Source organism: Pseudoalteromonas sp. '520P1 No. 423' (assembly GCF_001269985.1).
Taxonomy (GTDB): domain Bacteria; phylum Pseudomonadota; class Gammaproteobacteria; order Enterobacterales; family Alteromonadaceae; genus Pseudoalteromonas.
In genome coordinates this window covers 304,547-326,093 of record NZ_BBZB01000002.1, presented here as the reverse complement: position 1 = coordinate 326,093, position 21,547 = coordinate 304,547, and the positions used below count along the sequence as shown (strand labels likewise).

General features: G+C 34.2%; 24 protein-coding genes. 7 read left to right on the top strand and 17 right to left on the bottom strand.

Annotation, left to right across the window (positions count from 1 at the left end; all coding sequences use genetic code 11):
- Positions 1–316 precede the first annotated feature (316 nt).
- From PSA_RS20065 to PSA_RS20020, 10 genes are all read right to left on the bottom strand, one after another.
- Positions 317–2,512, bottom strand: coding sequence for an AAA family ATPase (locus PSA_RS20065; protein ID WP_042146272.1), 2,196 nt, complete (start codon positions 2,510–2,512; stop codon positions 317–319).
- Positions 2,509–3,186, bottom strand: coding sequence for a hypothetical protein (locus tag PSA_RS20060; RefSeq protein WP_042146269.1), 678 nt, complete (start codon positions 3,184–3,186; stop codon positions 2,509–2,511). The genes PSA_RS20065 and PSA_RS20060 overlap by 4 nt, the downstream gene beginning before the upstream one ends.
- A gap of 62 nt (positions 3,187–3,248) precedes the next feature.
- Positions 3,249–3,710, bottom strand: coding sequence for a hypothetical protein (locus PSA_RS20055; protein WP_042146268.1), 462 nt, complete (start codon positions 3,708–3,710; stop codon positions 3,249–3,251).
- Between the two features lie 88 nt (positions 3,711–3,798).
- Positions 3,799–4,473, bottom strand: a complete 675-nt coding sequence (locus tag PSA_RS20050; RefSeq protein ID WP_042146266.1) for a hypothetical protein — start codon at positions 4,471–4,473, stop codon at positions 3,799–3,801.
- A gap of 8 nt (positions 4,474–4,481) precedes the next feature.
- Positions 4,482–4,826, bottom strand: coding sequence for a hypothetical protein (locus PSA_RS20045; RefSeq protein ID WP_042146264.1), 345 nt, complete (start codon positions 4,824–4,826; stop codon positions 4,482–4,484).
- Between the two features lies 1 nt (position 4,827).
- Positions 4,828–6,801, bottom strand: coding sequence for a hypothetical protein (locus PSA_RS20040; protein WP_042146262.1), 1,974 nt, complete (start codon positions 6,799–6,801; stop codon positions 4,828–4,830).
- A gap of 8 nt (positions 6,802–6,809) precedes the next feature.
- Positions 6,810–9,239, bottom strand: a complete 2,430-nt coding sequence (locus tag PSA_RS20035; protein WP_042146260.1) for a hypothetical protein — start codon at positions 9,237–9,239, stop codon at positions 6,810–6,812.
- On the bottom strand, positions 9,232–10,035 hold the full coding sequence (locus tag PSA_RS26590; protein WP_231665535.1) for a site-specific integrase: 804 nt from the start codon (positions 10,033–10,035) through the stop codon (positions 9,232–9,234). The genes PSA_RS20035 and PSA_RS26590 overlap by 8 nt, the downstream gene beginning before the upstream one ends.
- A 205-nt stretch (positions 10,036–10,240) precedes the next feature.
- Entirely contained in the window at positions 10,241–10,894 is a 654-nt protein-coding gene (locus tag PSA_RS20025; protein WP_052380029.1) for an SDR family NAD(P)-dependent oxidoreductase, read from the bottom strand.
- 103 nt (positions 10,895–10,997) lie between these two features.
- Positions 10,998–11,816 carry a hypothetical protein gene (locus tag PSA_RS20020; RefSeq protein WP_042146257.1) on the bottom strand — a complete coding sequence of 273 codons (819 nt, stop codon included), beginning with the start codon at positions 11,814–11,816 and terminating at the stop codon, positions 10,998–11,000.
- 165 nt (positions 11,817–11,981) lie between these two features.
- On the opposite strand from PSA_RS20020, the gene PSA_RS20015 reads away from it, so the two are divergent.
- From PSA_RS20015 to PSA_RS19995, 5 genes are all read left to right on the top strand, one after another.
- Positions 11,982–12,890, top strand: a complete 909-nt coding sequence (locus PSA_RS20015) for a response regulator (protein WP_042146329.1) — start codon at positions 11,982–11,984, stop codon at positions 12,888–12,890.
- 238 nt (positions 12,891–13,128) lie between these two features.
- Positions 13,129–13,764: an RNA polymerase sigma factor gene (locus PSA_RS20010; protein WP_052380028.1), complete on the top strand. Its 636-nt coding sequence runs from the start codon at positions 13,129–13,131 to the stop codon at positions 13,762–13,764.
- Complete coding sequence (locus PSA_RS20005) at positions 13,748–14,143, top strand: hypothetical protein (protein ID WP_042146254.1); 396 nt, start codon at positions 13,748–13,750, stop codon at positions 14,141–14,143. The genes PSA_RS20010 and PSA_RS20005 overlap by 17 nt, the downstream gene beginning before the upstream one ends.
- Positions 14,121–14,411 carry a hypothetical protein gene (locus PSA_RS20000; RefSeq protein ID WP_042146253.1) on the top strand — a complete coding sequence of 97 codons (291 nt, stop codon included), beginning with the start codon at positions 14,121–14,123 and terminating at the stop codon, positions 14,409–14,411. Before PSA_RS20005 ends, PSA_RS20000 begins: the two co-directional genes overlap by 23 nt.
- A complete protein-coding gene (locus tag PSA_RS19995) occupies positions 14,404–14,859 on the top strand; it encodes a DUF3106 domain-containing protein (protein WP_042146250.1) in 456 nt (151 codons plus the stop codon). The genes PSA_RS20000 and PSA_RS19995 overlap by 8 nt, the downstream gene beginning before the upstream one ends.
- 25 nt (positions 14,860–14,884) lie before the next feature.
- On the opposite strand, the gene PSA_RS19990 is transcribed toward PSA_RS19995, so the two are convergent.
- The 3 genes from PSA_RS19990 to PSA_RS19980 all read right to left on the bottom strand — a co-directional run bounded on the left by PSA_RS19990 (position 14,885) and on the right by PSA_RS19980 (position 17,137).
- Entirely contained in the window at positions 14,885–15,817 is a 933-nt protein-coding gene (locus tag PSA_RS19990) for a hypothetical protein (RefSeq protein WP_042146248.1), read from the bottom strand.
- Between the two features lie 166 nt (positions 15,818–15,983).
- Complete coding sequence (locus PSA_RS19985; RefSeq protein ID WP_042146246.1) at positions 15,984–16,622, bottom strand: EF-hand domain-containing protein; 639 nt, start codon at positions 16,620–16,622, stop codon at positions 15,984–15,986.
- Between the two features lie 110 nt (positions 16,623–16,732).
- Positions 16,733–17,137 (bottom strand): hypothetical protein, encoded by a 405-nt coding sequence (locus PSA_RS19980; RefSeq protein ID WP_042146244.1) that lies wholly within the window; start codon positions 17,135–17,137, stop codon positions 16,733–16,735.
- Positions 17,138–17,309: 172 nt separating this feature from the next.
- Here PSA_RS19980 and PSA_RS25445 point away from each other — a divergent pair, with 172 nt between their 5' ends.
- Together PSA_RS25445 and PSA_RS19975 are read left to right on the top strand one after the other, a co-directional pair.
- Entirely contained in the window at positions 17,310–17,459 is a 150-nt protein-coding gene (locus tag PSA_RS25445; RefSeq protein WP_157575803.1) for a hypothetical protein, read from the top strand.
- 146 nt (positions 17,460–17,605) lie between these two features.
- Positions 17,606–18,079 carry a hypothetical protein gene (locus PSA_RS19975; protein ID WP_042146242.1) on the top strand — a complete coding sequence of 158 codons (474 nt, stop codon included), beginning with the start codon at positions 17,606–17,608 and terminating at the stop codon, positions 18,077–18,079.
- A gap of 144 nt (positions 18,080–18,223) precedes the next feature.
- Here the strand turns inward: PSA_RS19975 and PSA_RS19970 are convergent, their stop codons facing one another.
- The 4 genes from PSA_RS19970 to PSA_RS19950 all read right to left on the bottom strand — a co-directional run bounded on the left by PSA_RS19970 (position 18,224) and on the right by PSA_RS19950 (position 21,499).
- A complete protein-coding gene (locus tag PSA_RS19970; protein ID WP_042146240.1) occupies positions 18,224–18,535 on the bottom strand; it encodes a hypothetical protein in 312 nt (103 codons plus the stop codon).
- Positions 18,536–19,048: 513 nt separating this feature from the next.
- Positions 19,049–19,453 carry a VF530 family DNA-binding protein gene (locus PSA_RS19960; protein ID WP_042146237.1) on the bottom strand — a complete coding sequence of 135 codons (405 nt, stop codon included), beginning with the start codon at positions 19,451–19,453 and terminating at the stop codon, positions 19,049–19,051.
- 75 nt (positions 19,454–19,528) lie between these two features.
- Entirely contained in the window at positions 19,529–20,797 is a 1,269-nt protein-coding gene (locus PSA_RS19955) for an ATP-binding protein (protein ID WP_042146235.1), read from the bottom strand.
- Positions 20,798–21,499 carry a response regulator transcription factor gene (locus tag PSA_RS19950; RefSeq protein WP_082305840.1) on the bottom strand — a complete coding sequence of 234 codons (702 nt, stop codon included), beginning with the start codon at positions 21,497–21,499 and terminating at the stop codon, positions 20,798–20,800.
- Between the last annotated feature and the right edge of the window lie 48 nt (positions 21,500–21,547).

Here is a 21,547-nt window from a genome sequence, read left to right as displayed (position 1 = left end):
ATTAGTATCAATCTAAGGTAACTTGACTGTAAATAGAGGCATTGTTTATTAAGGTGGTTGTCGCCTCAAATAACCATATGGTAAAAACAAGTCGAGACTAATACATTTTAAGAACTTTAAATAGCTAGCTTAATATTTAGCGCACAGAATTTGAACCCCCTAGTTCAACACAACTATGTGTCAAATAGTTCGGCCACTTTGAACCCTATCACCTCAGAGCTTTCTTCAAACGCTTTTTGGACATTATGATATTGTGATCCTAGGACATCATAAATCGATAGTAAAACATAATAATACTGATATCATTTTGTGGCTCCTAATAAGGTTTAGCTTTAAAAATTGGTGAAAATCCAGAATGAATACTCTCGCATGAAGGTGGTCGCTTAATAGCATTGTTGTATTGCTCATTAGAGCCAATAATTATGCATAGCTTTTTAGTTCTTGTTAACGCAGTATAGATGGCGCTTCTTTCAAGGTATGGACTATCCATTAAGATAGCGCATTCATCATACTCACTCCCCTGAGATTTATGAATTGTAATAAGGTAGGCAAGTTGTAACCCTATTTCCCAGCAATCCTCTCTCGTTAATACTTTAGCTTCGTTAACATCATCAAATAAAACATGGCAACAGGTATTTCCGTTTATATATTCAATAGATAATACGGTGCCAGTCATACCATTGTAGATGCCTTTGTCATGAGCATTTTTAGTGGCAAGTACAGGGTCTTTAGTTTGAAGAGTTATTGTTCCATAGCGCATGCTCATTTCATCTGTACTGGGTGGATTAAGCACCGACTGTACCAAAGGATTTAAAGTTGAAGTTGAAGACATATATTTTTTCGAAGCGTAGCTTGTTAGTACCATGCAATTAAACGTATTTCTAAGCTGACAAATCGCACTGGTGTAATCAACGACATCAGGCATTAAATAAACACCCTCGGTCTCCCCTTGATAAGCGGGTAGTTCATGGGGAATGCCATTTCTTATTTTCATCGCGCACTCATGTAGTGCTGAGCCTTCAACTTGCCGATGTACCTCTGTAAGTTTTACATGAGGAGCTTTTGACTCCACGAGCTTATGCCAGAACAAGCCAAAACCAATCGGCGGTAACTGTGCGGTGTCGCCTACAAGAAGGATTCGAAGTGGCTCCTCTTTAAACTCTTTGAGTAATGAGCAGATTAATGAAATATCGACCATAGAAATCTCATCAATTATTAGTAAAGGATCTGATTTAATATCAACTCTGAAGCTGCTTTTTGTTTTCAACTTATTAAGCATATTATGAATTGTACTAGTTCTTCGCCCTATAGACTGGCTAGCCCTGTTAGCTGCTTTACCTGCCAACGCTGCAACATGCACTTCACTCCCCATTTCATGAGACATATCAACAATCGCCTTGAGAACAGCTGTTTTTCCAGTTCCACCATAGCCACTGAGCAAGGAAACTCGATTAGTGAGCGCCATTTCTATCGCCTGACATTGTTTTTCTACAAGACGCCAACCATTATTCATTTCATGCTCTGTATTGTATTGTTCTATACGAACAGGCAACTCACTTATGGGAGTTAAAAGGGAGTCGGGAATAGGAGTTTCATGTAACTGAGTTAATCTGCTTTCAACATAGTGCTCGATAAAAGCAAGTGATATGGTTTGAAGATAGGTTTGTGAATTCCGCTCTAATACACAGATGGCCTTCGACTTCAGTGCACTTGAAATAGCTTCTTCTGGTGATTTATTACTGCCAATTTCAGCTAAATATGTTGCCAGTTTTTTTACAGCTTGGCTAAGCAGTGTCATAGTGTGACCTTTTTGTAAGCCTTGATATAGCGTAAATTCAACGCAACCAATTAAGGCTCTGTCATCATCTGATGAGATCTTAAGCTTGTTAGCTACAGTGGCAATTAACTTAAGCGTTTTTAGCTTACTGTTACTCAATGCGACCAGTGAAAATGGATTACTCTTCAGACGCTCAACGGTATTATATTTACAAAGCCTTACGATTTTTTTCGCTAATTCACTTCTTAAGTTATGTTCAACTAAAAAAGTCGCCAGCTCTGTTTCATTCTTTAATTCAAGCCATTCACAGCAGAGTCGTTGAGATTGAACTTCATTAATTCTTGCGTCAGAAATTGTTTTCCAATCCCCTTTATTTAAAAGTTTAATCAGTTCAGGCGCTCCAATATCTTCAACTAACTTTTCGGCTCCCTTTTTTCCAAAATTAAAACCTCTAAATTTAGGGTGTACGGTTAGAAATTTAACAACATAACTATCATCAGGTAAGGCATTGATAGTTGCATCCTTGACTACGACGACATTGCCATACTTTTCGTAGTAATGTGAGTCACCTCTAACAAACCAAAATTCGCCAATATATGGGTTTCGAGCTATCACAGAATGCTTTACTCTAAAACGAATTGACTGTTTTTGCCCTTGATAAATACCCATGAAAACACATCCACCTATAGGGCCAGGGTATACATTTGTTACCTCAACAAGTTGTTCAAATTTCACAATGAAAACCTTCTACCCGATTCAAGCATATATGTCAGTGATTCTTCTTGTTCATCAGATTTATTCTTGAGCTGTCTATTTTCTTTTTGTAGTTTTAATATTTGCTCTTGCAAGCCATCAATTTTTTCTTGGGCAATAGCAAGATCTTTGCGATATCTATTTAACTCTGAAGATGTGACGGTAAGTTTTTTTTCCATCATATGCTCAATAGATTGCCCTTTAGAAACTTCGGTGCCGATCCTTAATACATCTTTTTTTAAACAAGGTGTTATTGATGCTGAGGTTAAAGCTCTTGTAGGTATACCGCATAGGACAGCTAATCTCTTGTAATCTAAATTTCCAAATTCATCTATAGGAAACTTCTTGCCTACCTTTGCCCAACTATTAATTTCTATTTGATACTTCTCTTTATTGGAAAGTGTTAATTGAAAAACATCGGGAAACACTGTCTTTGCTTCAATTGCAAACTCATCAAATACCGTGATCACAGCCGGATTGTCAGTTTTTAACGATTTCAGGCCAACATCAGCAGCTTTAGAAACTTTTCCTTTGCTTAACACACCTTGATATACACAATATCCACATTCCTTAAACTTTTCCCAATCATTTTCTTTTACAAGAGCAATCCATTCTTTAAGATTGTTAAGGTTCTTTTCTGCATCTTTTTGACTCATAGCACTTACTTTTTTAGCTAATTAATTACTTTACTCGTTTTAAGTTATCGCTTAATAAGTCGTTATTTATAACTACCAAAACCGTCCTCTATAACCCCTTCAGTTAATGTGGACACAATTCCCTCAATATACGAGTTTTCATCTTTTATTCGAACATGGGATTCAGGGAAATAACCGTATAACTTAAATAATTGACCTGATGCGTCATAAGCTTGGAGCTGAGCCATATGTCCATCGAGAAATGGAGTTATTCCGATGCAATTAGAATTAGTTTCAACTGTTAGTTTTTTCTCTAGCCACTCGTTTTCACAAGTGAATTTAACAATAAAACGTTTATCATGTGTCTCGCCGATGATTTCATAATTGCAGTTTTTGTTAGCACTTAACTTAGCCAATAACGACGCATTAAATTCACGAATTGCATAGTCTTGATCTGAAAAAACTTCTTGTGGTTCTCTAGTCAATATCTCTTCGACTGTAATACCATTGTCTGCGTAAATGATTGCTTTTTGTTTATTGTCCATGAACATTCCTTATCTCAATTTTGTAAACTTAAGCTCGACGTTAATGATAGAAACGGCAAAGTCAATAGTGTTAATACTATTAAACATTTTACTTAGAAACCTTCGATTTGTTTTCTGCAACTTTGATTAATGTTGGGGACTTTTCATTGTTGAAAAGACGTTGTTGGAGACTCATTATTTCAGCTTGCAACTTTTCATTAGAGTATTTGATCTCAGCTAACTCTTTCATTAAAGCCGATTTTTCTACTTTTAACTTTTCAATTTCTGCATGGGCATCCGCTTGAGAAATAAGTAATTCACTATTTATCAGTCTATCTAGCTCAACTTGAGTCTTTGCAAGATATTCATCTTTATACTCTTCAAGCTCACTCTTGATCATACTCTTGGTTTTTCTTACTGTTGATTTTCTTCTTTTACTTTTTTGTTCGCCAAAAAGATTTTCTAATTCTTCGTTTTTCAACTCCATTAATTCTACGATTTTTGTATGGTTTTTTAATCCAGAACGACCTGTTAGAAAAGGAGTTTCTCTACAAATCTGAGCTTGTGATAAACGGATATCACTCGCCTTAGTGAAAGTATTAGTCTGAATTTTTTCTGCGGCGTCATCGAACAATTTAATCACTACATCGTACATGACCCTTGTTTTATCAGGCTTATTGCTTTGCTCCACCCAGGCTGGATATTGCTTAGCTTCAGATATGTTTTCTTGTTTAATTTCCGGCTTTTTTTTATCGAATTGAGCAAAAAAATAATTGTCACTCATCATACACCTCAGTCTAAACTATTGCCTATTTGCATTTTAGTTAAATTCTTACCTTGCTGAGCTGCAAGTTGCTGTTCTAAAATAGTATTACTTTTACTTATGAATGCCTGAATATATTTATAGTTCTTTAATGATACACGCTGTATCCCCACAACCTGGCAAACTTTGGCCTGTGATAAAGTTATTTCACTTGTTTTAGCGAAAGTATTAGCCTCAATTTTTGCTGCTGCTTCATCAAATAATTTAATGACCACATCGTATATACTCCGTGTTAATTCAGGCTTATTACCTTGATTCACCCAGGCAGGATATTGCTTCATGGCCTCTTGAACGCCTATGTGTTTACTTTTCATGCTATTCCCCTAATTCAGCTTGTAGTTTTTCTATGTTTTTAACCATAGCTTTAGCCTCGGCTACGATAGGGAAGCTTGCAATAATTTCGCTACTTGCAGTATCTTGCCATCGTGCTTTATTTGTTTTCAAATTATTTTCATGTGACTTACTATTTACACCAAAATTACCACAACCGTGACAAAGCTTGGAGTTTGCAGAGCCAGTTCTAACTACGTTATCCCTCACTCCGCATTTGGCTGCCTTAATGTTATCATTTAATACAAAACATATACCGTATGAATGAAATGTCATCGAATGAACGCTTTTATATATATCCTGATGAAACTGAGCCAGTTCCTCTAAAGAAAGCATTTCTATATTCAGACCATTTAATAACTTCTCAGCTAATGTTCTCACTTTTTTTATCGCAGGCCCAACCCACTTATCATTTGGGTCATTAATTAAAATCCTTTTAACTACATTTTGAACGTATTCCTGTTTAACATGAATAATTTCTTCTTCATTAAGTCTATTACGTGAATAAGTTTGAGTATGATGATCGTGGTGTCGATATTCTTGCTTTATTGCGCTTTCAATATCACCATCAAATTTTCGTAATGCAAAAGCCATTTTAAGGTGCCTCAAGTTATGAGGTTTTATATGAGGAAAAGTTTCAGCTACAGAATGATGCGTTCTTACAACAAACTGTTGATAGTATTCTTGAAGTCTTCTTCTCAATGTTGATTTACTTACGCTAGATTTTGCATTTTTAGGGAGTGTTGCTTGCATCCAAGAGGTTGTATAAGTTGGTGCAAATAGCTGCACTCCAGCTTTCTCTTTGTCTACCCAAGAAAGCTTGGTAAGCAATTCAAAAACTTCAATTCCTATAGGGGATAAGCCTCTTTTAGCTATGATTCCGCCGCCTGTTTTAATTATTTTTGATTTAAATATCGCATCTTTTGTCCATATCCCATTAACATCTAAATACTCAATGGCTTCTATCCAGTTAGCACAAACGCTGTGACACTCACTAATCCGCATTCCCGTCACAGCAAGTAAAATCGTTAAGCATGCGCCTTCGATTTCACTCAGGTAATTATTAATTTCATTTTGAGATTTAAAAGGAAAATCTGTAATGTTCGGTTCAATATTATGAAGCCTATTAACAAAATCCTGCCGTTGTTTATCGTATTTACTGTGTGCGCTCACACCTGATAGCGGGTTTATTTTTGCAGTTATTAAGAATTCAGCAATGTTTGATCTGAAAATTGATTTCGGAGAACTTTCACTTCCGCACAACATTGTTCTTGAAAGCTTTTCATCTCTGAAAGCATCAAAGTAACATTGCAATAGTTGACACTTTTTACTGCGGATCAGTTTAATTGCATCAGCTAGAAGTAGCGTACCTACACTCATAGGCACCATATCATAGCTCCCACCACGCTCCCATTGTGAGTACGTAATATCAAACTTTTTGCAAATTGGTGTCATTGCTTGCTGCAATATATTCTCTGGAATAATAAATGATATTCCATCTTGCTCATATTGTTTGGCATAACTCGTTTTAATGGCCCCAACCAGTCTCCTCATTATTGAAACTGACAACAAGGAACCCTCATTCACAACAGAACTCTGTATGCAGTTAACTAAGTCTTTTGTAGTCCAGTTTTTTAACGATTTTTTTTCTAGAGGTTGTTCCTTTAAATATGTAAGTAACTTTTTGATCCCATCTAATCTAGATTTAACTGTAGCATGTGGGAAACGTAAAGTTCCTAGCTTATCCTCATAAGGAAACTCTTCTAGTATTAATTTTTGCGCCCAAAGCCTTTCAATTTCATTCATAGAGCGAAACCACAAAGATATCTCCTTGCTATCAGCCAAATTAATAATTACCCACTCCTCTTGGCCTAGCTGGTTTTTTACCGTAAACGGTGCTTTTATATCTTTAGGTAAATGTTCAATAATGTCATTAGTGGAACTTTTAAATTTTGCCATGAAAAATCCTAAAATAATGGCGGATAAGGAATGCTATATTGCTCAGAAAGCTCTTTAGCTTGTTGCTGAATTTCAGTAGAAAAACGTTCAAATAAAATAGACCATTGAGCATGTTCAAATATATGTTTTAAAACCTGTTCCTCTTCGTGGTTCTGTTCGATACTCTCAAGCTCAGACTCCATATGTAGGATATAACTCCACAGCATCCATGCAGACTTTTTGTCATTAATAATTTTTATACCTGTATTTTTCTCATTTTTATCTTTTATTCCACCAAAAATGGTTACATCATAACTTTCAGGGGAAGCAGCAACTTCATTAATAAATTTGATTACATCATCAACAGTGAACCCACTTGGATCATGTAACGTCCGTTGTACTTCTTCGACGCTCATAATATGACAAGAATGTAGAATGCTAATAGCCTCTTCAACCATTTTATTAGCGACTTGGACATTACTTTTAATGCCGTTTTGTATCCGCTCTTTGGCAATTCCGGCTTCCCTGTATTTAATTACTTCCTCTTCAGAATGGGCTGATTCTTTGGAATTTTCCTTGTCGGTCATGTCTTGACCTTCATTAAAAATGATTCGACTTTGACGAACTGCATCAGGACTTATGGTAATCTCACTAACATCATTATTTTTATCTTTACAAAAAACAAAATGCTTAATTTGTTGAGTCAATAGCCATTGAAACGCTCCCTGCCCATTGAGTTCACTGTGGTATTTTAATTCAACTTCATATTTTTGATATGTACTTCGTATTAGGCTTTCATTTGCACATAGAAAGCTTAAAGGAAAAAGTGCAGCTGTACTGAAACCATTAAGATATGTTTTATGAAACCACTTGCCGATATTGGCTTTGAGATACGGCTGAGCTTCAATCATATCTGCAAGCCAATTGCTATAAATTGAAAAAAGTGGGTCGCCACTTTTATATGTTATGGTTTCATGATTTTTCCCTGGCCTTTTTACATGAGCACCTTTGCCGCGTTCCTTATGATGTCTTATCTTAGCTTCATTTATTTCGTCATCTTCAACCATTTCAGAAGTTAATATTTGTAAAGTTGTATTTCGTTTTAATCGCTTAAAATCGTTTAATTTGAGTCGAATTTGATTTGACCTTTGAATGCAGTCAGAACCCAATAGCCAATTCATTACAAGCCGTTCAGATTTGGTTGGCACAATCATATCCGCAAGACTGATATTTGATGGGATCGTTATGTTTCTTAAGCCTGAAAATGACTCTAATGAAATGGGTATAATTACTTTTTTACTTTTCCCCCCTTTCTCAGCATAGGCTTTACCATATGTAATTTGCTTTGAAACACGCTTTACAATGCTATCAATACTACTGTGTGATGTTGTTACAACATCTAAAAAAATTTTAGCGTCATCTTGAGTAAACCCTAATGGTTCTAGCCACAATAATCGATTTTTTAAAATGTCTGATGCATTATCATTTTTAATGTATTCAAGCTCATCTTCAGTAGGCAACAATGCTTCATAAATTTTTGCATATATACAACTTGCATCTGTGAAATCGGCTTGGCTAGGTTGTTTGCCTTTATCTTTATATGCTCGACTAAACATAGCACTCACAGGTCTACTTTCTATCGACCAAGTACCATCATTTAGACGATCTAGTAGCACATCATATATAGTCTTTTCATCATCCAGTTTTATTTCACGAAGAAACTTTCTTCTTTGACGCATGTTATCCAGATACCAATGGGCAAACCAACGCAAGCTACTGATAAGTTGAGAATCAGTATAAGGACATTCAATTTTTTCTCCTGTTGTATAGTCAATAGGAAAAAGTTGAGATAAGGCTACTTTAGGAGTGTTATCGTCTGACTTGACGTCTGGGTTAACTGCTTTTTTTATATATGGAAGTAAGGTATCGCCACCATTAATGTTATATTCTCCTTTGTGAACATTTATAGTTGACGCCCATTTAATTGGAGCCATTAGGTCAAGTTGATAATTTCTAATAGTGGTAGCGCCCTTCCCCTCATGTGAATAGTGCTGCAAAAATTGGCTAATAACTGAGTGTGGTAAATCCCCATTTAATGTAGATATCATTTCACTCCACTTTACTTTTTTGCTTTCCTTATCCTCAATATTCTTTTTTTCACATTGAGAGTCACGCGTCAGAAGAAAAGAAAAAAAGCGGTTATACAAGTTTATATGTTTATCTTTAGTTGTATCACCAATTTCTTTAAATCTATCAGAATAGCAAAAAGCTATTATTGATTGGCAAAACAAAGACTTTTTGAAAGGAGTTGGAATCTCAAGTGTTTTTCTTAAGGTTTCATCATCAGAGGTGGATAATAGATTTAAATTGAATATGACTTTATCTTGATACTGAACTAATGAAATTGTTGGCTCTGCCATGTATTGTGATAATGAACCATAATTTATCTCTTCAGTCATTATCTTGGCCTTTTTGTAATTTTTTTCTCCTATCTAGCCTTACCATACGCATTTCTTCTGACTTTTTCACATCGCCGTTTATGAGGTAGGAAACTTCGATATAAATTTCAGTAGTAGAAAAGGACTCATGCCCTAACCTATCTTGTATTAATCGCTTATGAATTTTATTTTTTATGCACCAGAGGGCTAGATTAGTAGCGTAACTATGTCTTAGTTTTTGAAAACTTTTGCCATTAACTTCAGGGTGATTAAAATTATGCATAGCATCATAAAAAATATTAGTGCCGTGTTTAGCTGACAATTTCTTACCACCTTTTGAACAAAAAAGATGCTTACTGCGAGCGTAAACATCTTGATGATTGTCCATCAAGCTAAAAATACGCTCTGCCATGCATGGCTTAATTAATACATTTCGTTCCTTGCCACCACCGTTACCTTTCCCAATGACTTTCCATTTAATTTCTTCTCCGAATTTCCATGTCAACCGAGCTGACTTTAATTTTTTTATAGAAAAGTTATTGGCCCTAGTTAGCTCTTCAGTACGCAAGCCCATTTCATAACCTATTCGCATAGCCAACTTATCACGTTCAACTTCAAAGTTGGATTCGACTTCAAGGTGCTCTAATAGTTGTTCAAATAATTCTTTAGGAATGTAACAGTTGTGTATACGGTCTGCCTCATCAACGGTTTCTTGTGCTACTTTTTTGTAGTTAAAAGACAGGTTGTTTGCTTCACTAAATCCAAGTTTTATAGATGTTTTAACTAATCTAAGCAAAACATTACGAACGGCTTCCATTCTTGACTCAGAGGTCTGTTTACCATCACTTTTTTGAAATGGTAGGCTTTTCATATAATAGGCTTGCATGAAGCCTTGAGTTTCATTGGTTGTTAAGTTTTGTATGCTTGCACCATGCTGTCTGATCGTGCGAAAAAACGTTTCAATAATTTGTGCATATGACTTTCGTGTAGACCTCTCCCATGTTTTTTTCCGTTCAGGATCATCACATACTTGGGCATATAAAATTGTTGGGGTTATATCTATTTCCCCATTGCTTTGGAAAAAAGCCCAATAATAAGATTGGATGCCATTTCTTGTAATCAGGAACTCTCTTTTTGAACTCAAACCAACTTTTCTCCAGCGAAGCTTTGTAGATAATATAGCGCATAAAAAAACATCTACAAGTTTTATTTGTTAGTGTAGGTAGAGGAAAATAGCCATATCTTCCGCCTGAACCATTATCAGCAATAGAACCCATTCGTGATGTAATTAATGCAATTTTACTGCCCGAAGTTAAATTATTTAATAATGACTGACATACTTTAAGTGGCGCAACAGCATTTACTTGAAATTGCTCATAAATAGTATCTAAATTTAAGTTATCTAAGCTTTCATCTCTTAAAATACCGGCGTTATTAATAAGTACATCTATCATTTGTGCGCCAATAGCATCACACATAGATTGTATTCCTGATTCTGTTGCTACATCGACGTTTTCAACGATTTCAACATTTTCATTTGCTAGCGCATTGAGCTTAGCTGAAGACTGTCGACATAAGGCAATAACTTTGCTGCCTTGGTTAGCGTAAATACTTACCATAGCCAGGCCTATTCCACGATTTGCGCCTGTGATCACAACCGTTTTTACTGCTTTCATATTACCTTTCCCTATCAGTTTTTATTCTTAAGTTTATAAATATATTGGTATTAAATATAAAAATACAATTCATCGATGTCATTTTTGTTGCTTTATGGTTAATTTATTTTTTTTGTATTTCTTCTAGTTGTTTTATTGAGTCTAAAAATTTACTTTCTATAAAGTCTTTTTCTTTTATTATATGGGCAGAGCGCGCATTAGCATCATTTAATTCTTGCTCTAATTTTACTACTTTCTTCTTTAATACATCTGATTGTGGCGCCTTGTTATTTCCCGCAAGCATTTTATTTTTTTGTTTTAAAGTTTCAAGCTCTTTTCCTTGCATTATAAGCTTACTTTTATAGTCACTCGCAGCTTCAATTAATTGTTGCTGCTGTGCTTTATATTTTTCTGCTTGAGCAATGAGCGCTTCATTATGTTCTGCATCTAATTTTTGTTGCTGTGCATCAATTAAAAACTGCTCTTTCTCTTTTTGTAATGATTCAACGTGATCATATTGTGAATACAGTTTACTTTTTGTGTGTTCTATTCGCTTTTTACTTGTTACTAGTTCTCCTTTTAGCTTTTTTATTAAAGCTCTAGATTTATGTAACTGCGATTCTAATTGTCTAATTTTCCCGTCGCTGTCTGGACTTGAACTATTTGCATGTAATAACTTTAATTGATTTTCAAGAATTTCGTGAACATTCATAAGTTCATTTAAAGTCGTGGTATGCTTATTTACTGAGGCGAGCTCATCATTAAGTGATTGCTGATAAATAGGCAAATATTCATCTTTACCTAAATGCGTTGATAGACGATTTACTGATTGAGAGACGCATCTGAATTCTCGAAACATGAAAAATAAAATCAAAAACCAACTTGTGATCACGACTAATCCAACATCAATCGCTAAGATTTCCATTACTCTTTCTGGCAACATATGATTCTCCAGTTAAAGATAATATTTTAAGCTGTTAATTTATATAGGTTATATTCTAGAAATAAGTCAGGTAACTTGCTGTTGAGTATAGCTGCAATTGAAATTACTGCCTATACTCAAATATTAATTCTATTAAATATACCTTTTTTATTAAAGCAGGATTTTATGAAAATATTAATTGTTGATGATAGTTTAGCAATGCAAGCAATTGTTAAACGTGGTTTAGAAAAGTTTGGTTATAAAACTTTAGATATAAAACAATCATCAGGTGCACTGGAAGCATTGGATATTATTGATGAATGGAAACCTGAAATAGTACTGTCTGATTGGCATATGCCAGAAGTGTCTGGTTTAGAATTATTAAAGGAAATAATAAAAAGAGAGTTACCAATTCAAACTGGATTTGTAACAACTGTAAATGATGAAGACTTGATATCTCAAGCGATTGAATGTGGAGCATGTTTTGTTTTAAGCAAACCATTTGAAGACGAAGAATTGCATAAATTGATTTTACCTTTAGTTCAAGGCGCCAATGAAAGTCAGAGGCTACTTAATGACGAAACAGATGAATTGGCAGCAAGTAGTGATCTTGTTTTGCCAAAATTAAGTCAATTAGAAAAGGTAATACATCGTTTTTTGAGTGAAAAAGTTTATTTAAAAGAAGCTGCCATACAAAAGTTTTCAATAGAGAAAAAAATACCAACTGTTTTGGCGTTATTTGAAGATGTTGAGAGTCAAAAGATCCGTGCTTTGGCTATTTTAGATCTTTATGCCGCCTGTACTTTAGGTGGCATCAAATGCGATATGCCCAAAGCGCAGATTATGAAAATGATCACTGATAAAATGTTGACTAAAAAGATGTTAGATAGCTGTGAAAGTGTTATGTCTGATTGTGCTTTTGCATTCTTAGATCGCAAAACACGTAAAAATTTAAGACTAAAAAGTGTCAGTTTTACTTCTCAAAGTTTCCCTAAATTAGAGGTGTTATTTCAAAAACCGGCTTCTCAAAGAGTTGATATTCAATGTGACTCAGACGGTTTCGACACAAGTTATATAACAGTATTAAGTTCGTAAATTATATTTATTTAAATATTTCCTTTGGCATTTTATGTCATTTTTATTTAATTAAATAACGATATAAAACAGTTTTCTAGAATTTTTTGCCAATGAATTTATGGATAGTTCTACCAAGTTATTTTAAAGTTCCTCTGAATATTTTTAAATGCTCTGTCAACCATCCTGTTATTTAAGCGTTTTAAACAGTAGTAGTTGAAATCAATTCGATAAGACACTTATTGTAATTACGGCATTTATGGATCAAAATTGTAATCGAAACATTAATTTATATGGACATCACGCTATTCCTTTAATGGCAGATAATTCTGAACCAATACAAAAAGTTGCCGAGCTTACTATGGAGGCTTTTTTAATGGATATTGAAAAAAGAGCATATCATATGGCTTTCTTTGCGTGTGGTACCCATGCTGATGCACTAGATTTATTGCAAGATAGCATGATTAAATTGGTGACTAATTATAAAGAGAGGCCATCAAATGAATGGAAGCCACTGTTTTATAAAATATTACAAAACAGAATTAGAGATTGGCACCGACATCAAAAGGTGAGAAATTTAGTCTTTTTCTGGAAATCGAATATCTTAGATGATGAAACTGAAGTTTTTTCATCACAAGTTGATTATTCAAATCAATTAGCAACCCCTGATAAAGAATTTGAAAAATCAGCGCAACAAACAGCAGCGCTAACACATTTAAAACAATTATCTGCTAAGCAGCAGCAATGTTTTATATTACGTAGCTGGGAGGGCCTTTCAGTGGCTCATACAGCAGAAGCAATGGGGTGCTCTCAAGGGAGTGTTAAAACACATTACTCTCGTGCTGTAACAAAATTAAAATCGTTAATGGAAGAAGATCATGACATCACCTTCTAAAGAAAATCAAAATGATAAAGCGGCTAAAGCACTGAATCAGGCGTTAGATGCTTCGGTTAAGAACTTATCTGCAAGTGTTGTAGCTGATTTAGAAAAAGCACGTAATACTGCTTTAATGAAAAGCGCTGTAGGTAGCGAGAAAACATCAATTTTTACGTTATTGAACCTGATTTTTAATAATATGATGTTTAAAGTGGCGGCGCCAATAGCTGCTGTTATTTTAATATCTTTAACAACTATTAATCAGCCTAAGTCAATTGTGCCTGAAATACCTCTAGCTATGATGAGTGTTCAGGTTCCAACTGAAGATTTAATGTTATTAGAAGAATTAGAGTTTATAACTTGGCTGGCTGAAAATGAACAAAACGCACTGTTATAGCATATTATTTGTTATGAGCTTTACAGCACATACAGAGCCTAAAAAGCCAGAGAAAGTGCCTGATATGGCTTTTTTTGAATTCTTAGCTGATATGGTTGAAGTAGATGGCGAATTGGTTGGGCCACTAGATTTAAAATTGAATTCAGCCAATGTTTTATCAAATACATCGAGTAATAAAGTTAAATTAAAGTTAGATAAAAATGAAACCAATAAAACAGATGTTAAAAATTCTAAAAAAAATACTTTGGAGGATAAAAGTGATGGCTAAACTAATCTTTGTTACTTTTTACTTATTTATTTTTATGCCCCAAGTTAATGCACTTGAGTGGAATAAGTTAGACGCTGAGCAGCAAAATGTTTTAAAACAATTTTCATCTAATTGGGGCCAATTACCAGCGGATAAACAAGAAAAACTACAACTGGGTGCAACTCGTTGGATTGAAATGGATGCACAAAAAAGAACAGAAGTATTAAATAAGTTTGATAACTGGCAAAAGCTTGATCCGCAAAAGCAAACAAAGTTAAAACAGCAATTTGATAAATTCAGACAAATACCAGCTCAAAAACAGCAAAAATTAAGAAATGTTCACAAAAAATTTCAACAATTACCACAAGAAAAGCAACGTAAATTAATGGAAAAATTTAATAAGCGTAATATGAAAAAAATGAACAAAAAAACACAAGGTAAAATGAGACAAAAAAATAGAGGGCACTAATGCCCTATATTGCTTTATTAAATTGTTAAAATATATAACCTAAACTGATTGACCAGGTATAAGCATCGTAATCACTTGCAATATTTATCGAGGTATCAATATCCACCGACCATGCATCATCAATATCGTAAGAAGCATAAAGTGCAAATTGACCATAACTATCATCGCCAGAAATTGAATTTAGTGCTGCGGAGTTAGTTGTAACATTTCTTGGAGATCCATTTTTCCTTGTATTTACATTCCTGCCATTACGAGATATTAAGGCCGAGTCACCTGATACGAGATAATTCCATGTTAAAAGCCCGCCTAGCATAAGACCAGTCTCATTTTCTAAGGGGATATAATAAGCAGCAGACAAGCTTGAACTGATACTCGATGAATTTCCTGAACTTTTCTCTGTTGTGACTTTTGGAGGAACACCTTCATCTTGCTTCGTTTTCACTTGGTATTTATCGAAATCCCAATCACTATATAAACCGCTAATTAAAAGACCGTAAAACCAATCATTTTTAGCAAACCCATAACCAATTGAGCCGCCAAAAGACGAAGAATCAATGTTTTCATTTTTTATGTTTTGCTTTCGTTTAAGACCTGATATTTTCGTATCTACTTCAGATTGGCTGTAATTTGTAGAAAATGACCAGTTATCTAAATAATAGCTTAAGCTTGCACCAGCTGTTGAAAGCGTTACATCTGTATTAACCCTGTTGTCAAAGTTCTTATCATCTTGCCAATTTTGATAATTCAATCCCATACTGAAATCATCAGTTAAGTTGGTAGAAAAAGAAATTGCATTGCCTACTGGAGTGAGAGTGACAGTTTCATCTTGCAATTGGACTTGGTATCCTTGCTGACCATAGCTGATATCAATACTTGCGGCATTTGCATGATTAGGTATGGCTAGTAAAAAGAATGACAGAATCGTGAAGGTATATTTAGTTGTTATTAGACACTGCAAAACAAGCCTTATATATTAAAATAGAAGTATATGTTCTCAGTGTAACTAAAATTAAGGAAATAATGTGGCCAAATGAGAAATAATAATTAAAGTGTAGCTATTAATGTAAAAAAGCAGCTCTGAGCTGCTTTGGTGAATTACAAATATTGATAAGGGGTATTAGCTTCTAATCTTCGTCAGTTAATTCTTGAACGCATTGACGAATCGCTTTTTTAGTGGCTTTATTAGATTCAGATGCTGCTGTGAATTCATCTAAATTTACTGAGCTGCTATCGTCAGTATCCATGATCTCAAAAACAGATGTCGCTTTAGTTTCCATCGCTGTTTGTAGCTCAGATAAATCAATTGTTCCATTTGCATCAGCATCGATAGTATTAAACTTCTCTTCCTTAGATACAAAGTTATCAGCTGATGGTACGATTATATTATCATCACCTGTCTCTGCTTTTAAATCACTGACACATAAAACGATTTCATCGGCTATTACTGACAAATCAATCGCGTTACCATGCCTGCCTTGGCTAAATTCTTCTAGAGATAAAACGCTATCTTGATCTGTATCTTTTCTGGTTAATTTTTTTTCTGCTTTAACAGTGGCAGGATCTGTCATTTCAGCTAACGTGATTTCACCACTTTGATCAACATCTATACGATTGAATTTTTGTTCTGCACTATATCCAAGTTTGCCTTGCTTACCACCTTTTCGTTGTTTCTCGGCTAATACTTGTGGCGCAGATAAAGCCGCTGTTACTGAAATTAAACCTGTTAGTACTGCGATATTGAGCTTTTTAGTTATTTTAGTCATTTGGAACTCCGTAGGGGGTTATAAGTGATTTCAAATATTAAAACGCATCTAATGCAGTTTGGTTGACAACAGATAGTTAATTATTTCCATTTTATTTTTAAGTAACTAAATTAACTCGAAAATATGGTTGTTTGATTTTGTATTACACTGTCTATTGCTTTATTAACGACTTGATCAGCAGAGTTTGCCATAAACAAACCACTTTTAGTGAAATCGGCGATCCAACCATAATGTGTACCTTCAACGGTAAAGTCATGCGCTTTGGTTCTTAATTGTTCTAGGTTTTGTGCGAAGTGGTTTTCTAAAGGTTGTGTATGAAGAGGATCTTCTGTGGGCCAGTGATTAATCCCTGCGCCAAAATTGTATACCTGAGATACACAGCTTTTAAAGGAGGTTGAATGTAATTCAATGCTTCCTGCACTGATACACCAATGAGACTCGGCATATTTAATTTCAACGCCACTATGATGTATACGAATTCTTTCTAACATTTCTAATATTGTAATTTCAGACATATATTTCCTTATATAGCCTTATTGCATTAATACTATTCTGGTCCAATAATCGGTAATTTATAACTTATTTTGTAATCCTTTGCAATTCTTTGTAGTGGCAGCCCAATTTTGACATTTTTTAGACTTTCAATTGAATAAACTACCAGCAACTTAATAAAAGAGCAATTTATTTATGAAATTTCAAAAAACATTTTTAGCAGGCTGTAGCAGCGATGATGACGATTCAAGTAAAAACCCTATTGTGCCTGAGCCTGCATCACTAAAATTAGTTGTACCAGCTGAAGGTAAGTCAATGGTGGAAGATTTTCCACTTGCTATGTAACAGGTGACAACATATTAAATCGTTATAACAGAGCGCAAGATGAATTAGTGACTTGGCAAGTATCTGAAGATAGCGCATTTACCGAACTCGCAATTGTTCAATAAAGTGAAGAGCAAGTATGGCTAAACGATCAAAGTGCACATCAATTGGTGATTTATAATGCTGTTGATGAATCTTCTCAAGTAATTGCTTTAGAAGGTGAAAGTTATAGCTACTCAGATTTAGGTTATGATGTCTCAGCGCAAGAGTATTATTTAGTACCAGATCAAAATGATGAAGATGCGATAGATGAACTTATTATTTTAAACTCTGATTTCTCCCTTAAAGAAAGATATGACATCACGTATTCGGGTGAAACAGAGGGAAGCATTTTTGAATATGATGCCCAAGATGTTCAATACCATCAAGGTAATGTATATGTATTATCAGAAAAATTTACTAAATTAATTAAGCTTAATTTAGTTGGCGAGATTGTAGCCGTATATGACTTAGATCATGAAGATGTGTCAGATCCCAGCGATATCGCGTTAAAAGACGGTCAAGTTTATGTACTAGGAGATCATGAGAATGATGAACCAGTACCACCACTTTCAGTATTTGATATTGTTGAGTATGATTAGCTCAGAACATTAAATTCCGATGGAATATAGAGTATGGATGCTCTATTTATTCAGTTAAATTAGGCATATCTAAAGTGATTTTAGTTCGAGTATCAAGCTGCAATTCTTGCTTCAAATTACCCCAATATTTTTCTATTAATTTATCTAAAAACCTGATTTTTCGGCTTTGCTTAATGCTTTCTCTAACACTTCAGCCAGTTGATGATTATCTTTTTTTACATAAATATAACTATCATTTTGATAGCATAGTAATAAATTTTGTTCGATTTTAAGGTTTGGATGCTGTTTAGCTTCAGCTAAAATTTCATTAATGCCACGTGAGAAATAGTCTATGTGTCTTTTGCCACTGGATAACATAGTATAAATTTTTTGCCTATCACCTAGGAACTCAAAATATGGTAAATTATTATGATGCCAAATATCAATATCAAACCAGCTATCACCAAATGCACCCACTAAATTTCTTTTGCGAAAGTCCTCTATATTAGTGATGTTTTCAAATGCATGTTGATTTTTATTTTTAATAAATAATATTCTTTGTGCTATGAGCCCATTACTTAAACCAATATTTACACGCGTAAAACTCTTGTCTCTTAATGGTGTTTTTAAACGCCAGATTAAGGAGAGTTTATTTTCATTTAAATCTTTTTTCTGTCTTCACGTATTAGAGATACCAAGATCGTTAAAAGTGACCAAGTAACCTTCACCTTCTAGGGATCGTTTTATGAGTTCAATATAATAATTGCGGTTTTCATGATTACGACTTGAAATATTGACTGTAATCTCTTTTTGTAAGTTTACTTGTTCTGAAAAAGCTGCAGTATGGCTGAAGAATAGCCATAAGAAGGTAACACTAAAGCAACTATAACGTGCAATTCTTAAATTCATAAAAGGCAAACCTATAATGGAATTTATCTCATATAATTTCCATTATAGTAAGGAATTGCCTTTTATCGTTTTAATATTGATTTACTGACCCCAAGGGTTATCTGGTGTTGAGTTTCTTCGACGCGCCACTTTCGATTTTTTCTCTTGTAATCTTTGTGCATCATCAAGACTTAAGTTTGCAGGACCTCTGGCTTTATGATGTGATGGCACAATACGATCTCTTGGAGGGAGCTGGAATTGTTCATCATCTGCTTTTGGATAGCCTAAAAGCTTATACATGTAAAAAGATTCTATTTTCTCTTTAGCCCACTCGGTTTTACGTAAAAACTTTAAGCTAGATGCAATGCTAGGATTCTTTTTAAAACAATTAATTTGCAAATAAGCATGCATAATTTCCCAACCAAAATGATCAACAAGCTCATTTAATATTGTTTCTAATTTAACACCCTGTAGCGGATTGTTTTGATAAATTTCTTTTGAGTCCATACGGTTCTCTAGTTAAGCTTTTAATGTGTCTAAGTATGGATTATAAATTTACTCTAAGCCTATGGGTAGCATTAATTATAAGTTTAATGGTAATTTTATTATGAATCGGGCACCGCCTAGCCAACTTGGTTCGTAACGTAATTCACCACAATGTAATTTTGTAATTTGCTTGGCTAAAGATAAACCTAAACCATAGCCTTGATGGTTACTATCAACTTGGTAAAAAGGGTCAAATATTTTATTTAATTGAGAGTCGTTTATTCCAGGACCATTATCATCAATATATACAAATACGTTTTCTTCATAAGTTGATACTGAAACTTCAATAAGTGAGTCACCATACTTAATTGCATTATGTATTAAATTTTTAATGACGCGGCGTATTAAATTTTTATCCGCTGTTATTAAAGTATTAACTGAAGCGTCATGCTTAAAGCTAATACTTTGATTTGTATTAGGTAATAAATCACCTATGACATCTGTGATGACATTGTTAAGTTCAAAGTTTTGAAACTTAATAGTTAATTCAGCACGTTCAGCTTGCGCATATTGCAATAATTCATCTACAAGGTCTTGTAGATTAAATAAGTCCTCTTCAATACCTGAAATATACTTTTGTTGCTTAGGCGTAGCATTAGCATCAAGCAGCTCTAATTGCATTTGCATTTTAAAAATTGGGGTTCTTAATTCATGGGCTATATTATGGCTAAGCTGTTTATGGCTTGAGAGTAAACTTTCGATTTTTGAAGCCATTGTGTTAAACCTTAAGTTGAGATTACCAAAGGCTAAATTAGCTGAAATAGGCGCTCTTACGCTAAAGTTTCCTTCGCCGAACTTTTCGGTTGCTTGTTCTAAATATTTTAGTTTGTTACCTAAAAACTTCATCCAAATAAATGACATGGCAGCCAATAATGCCAGCATTAAACATATAGTGGCATATTCAATCATGATATCCACTTTAACGAGATCATGCTGCTCATTTTCTGATATTGAAAAATACTGTTTTGGCTTAAAAGCCCAAAAGTAAGCAAGATCATTATCATCAACCCAAACCTTTTGTTTCTTTAGATTACTTTGTACAAAGTTAGGTATTTTATTGTATTCAATTTCAGTAATGATGATTTGATTAAGTTCTGCAATTCTTAATAGCTTTTTATTAATGTGTTGCTTGGAAATATAAGGAGTTAGTTGCTCGAGTAATTCTATCTCAGCTTCGAAATTTTTAGCTTCAATTATATTATCTACATCTATTAATAAATATGTATTAACCCAATGAGCTGCAAATACAAAGAAAATAATTGTGGCTATCAGTGCGCTGTATAATGAAAAAAAGAGTCTTTTCATTTAATTAGACCAATAATCAGGAACAAACATATAACCTTTATTTCTAACAGTAATAATTCCTTTTGGTCGATTAGAGTCGTCTTTTAGTTTTTTGCGTATTTGGGCTATCTTATTATCGATAATGCGGTTTGTGCCATCATACTCTAAGCCTGTGAATGATTTTTGTAATTGCTCTCGGCTTAAGGCTGTATCTGGCTGTGATACTAGCTGCCATAACAATGCGAATTCTGAAGGTGTTAAAAGTACAAGTTGATCATCTAAGGTACATGACTTAAGTGCATTATTTACCGTTAAACTTCCTAAGGTAATTTCTTTGCTATTATCACTGTTTATTCTTTTGACTGTTCTTCTTAATAGCATTCTGATCCTAGCTAATAGCACTCTAGGTTGAATCGGCTTTTGTACAAAGTCGTCTACTCCTAGCTCTAATGCTGCGACTTGATCTATATCATCGCCACTTGCCGTTAGCATCAAAATAACACCTTGGTATTTATTTCTGATCTCTCTACAGATAGTTAAGCCATCAATTTTTGGTAACCTTAAGTCTAAAATGACTAAATCAGGTTGTCTTACTATAATACTATCGGCCGCATCATCACCACTTGTAATCACAGTAGTTTCAAAATCAAACTCAGTAAAATAGTCATTTAATAAGCTAGCGAGTTTTAAATCATCTTCAACGATAAAAATGCTTTGATTCATTATAAATATAACTCTGTAGGAATATATTGATAAGTTTAACTTAAGTGT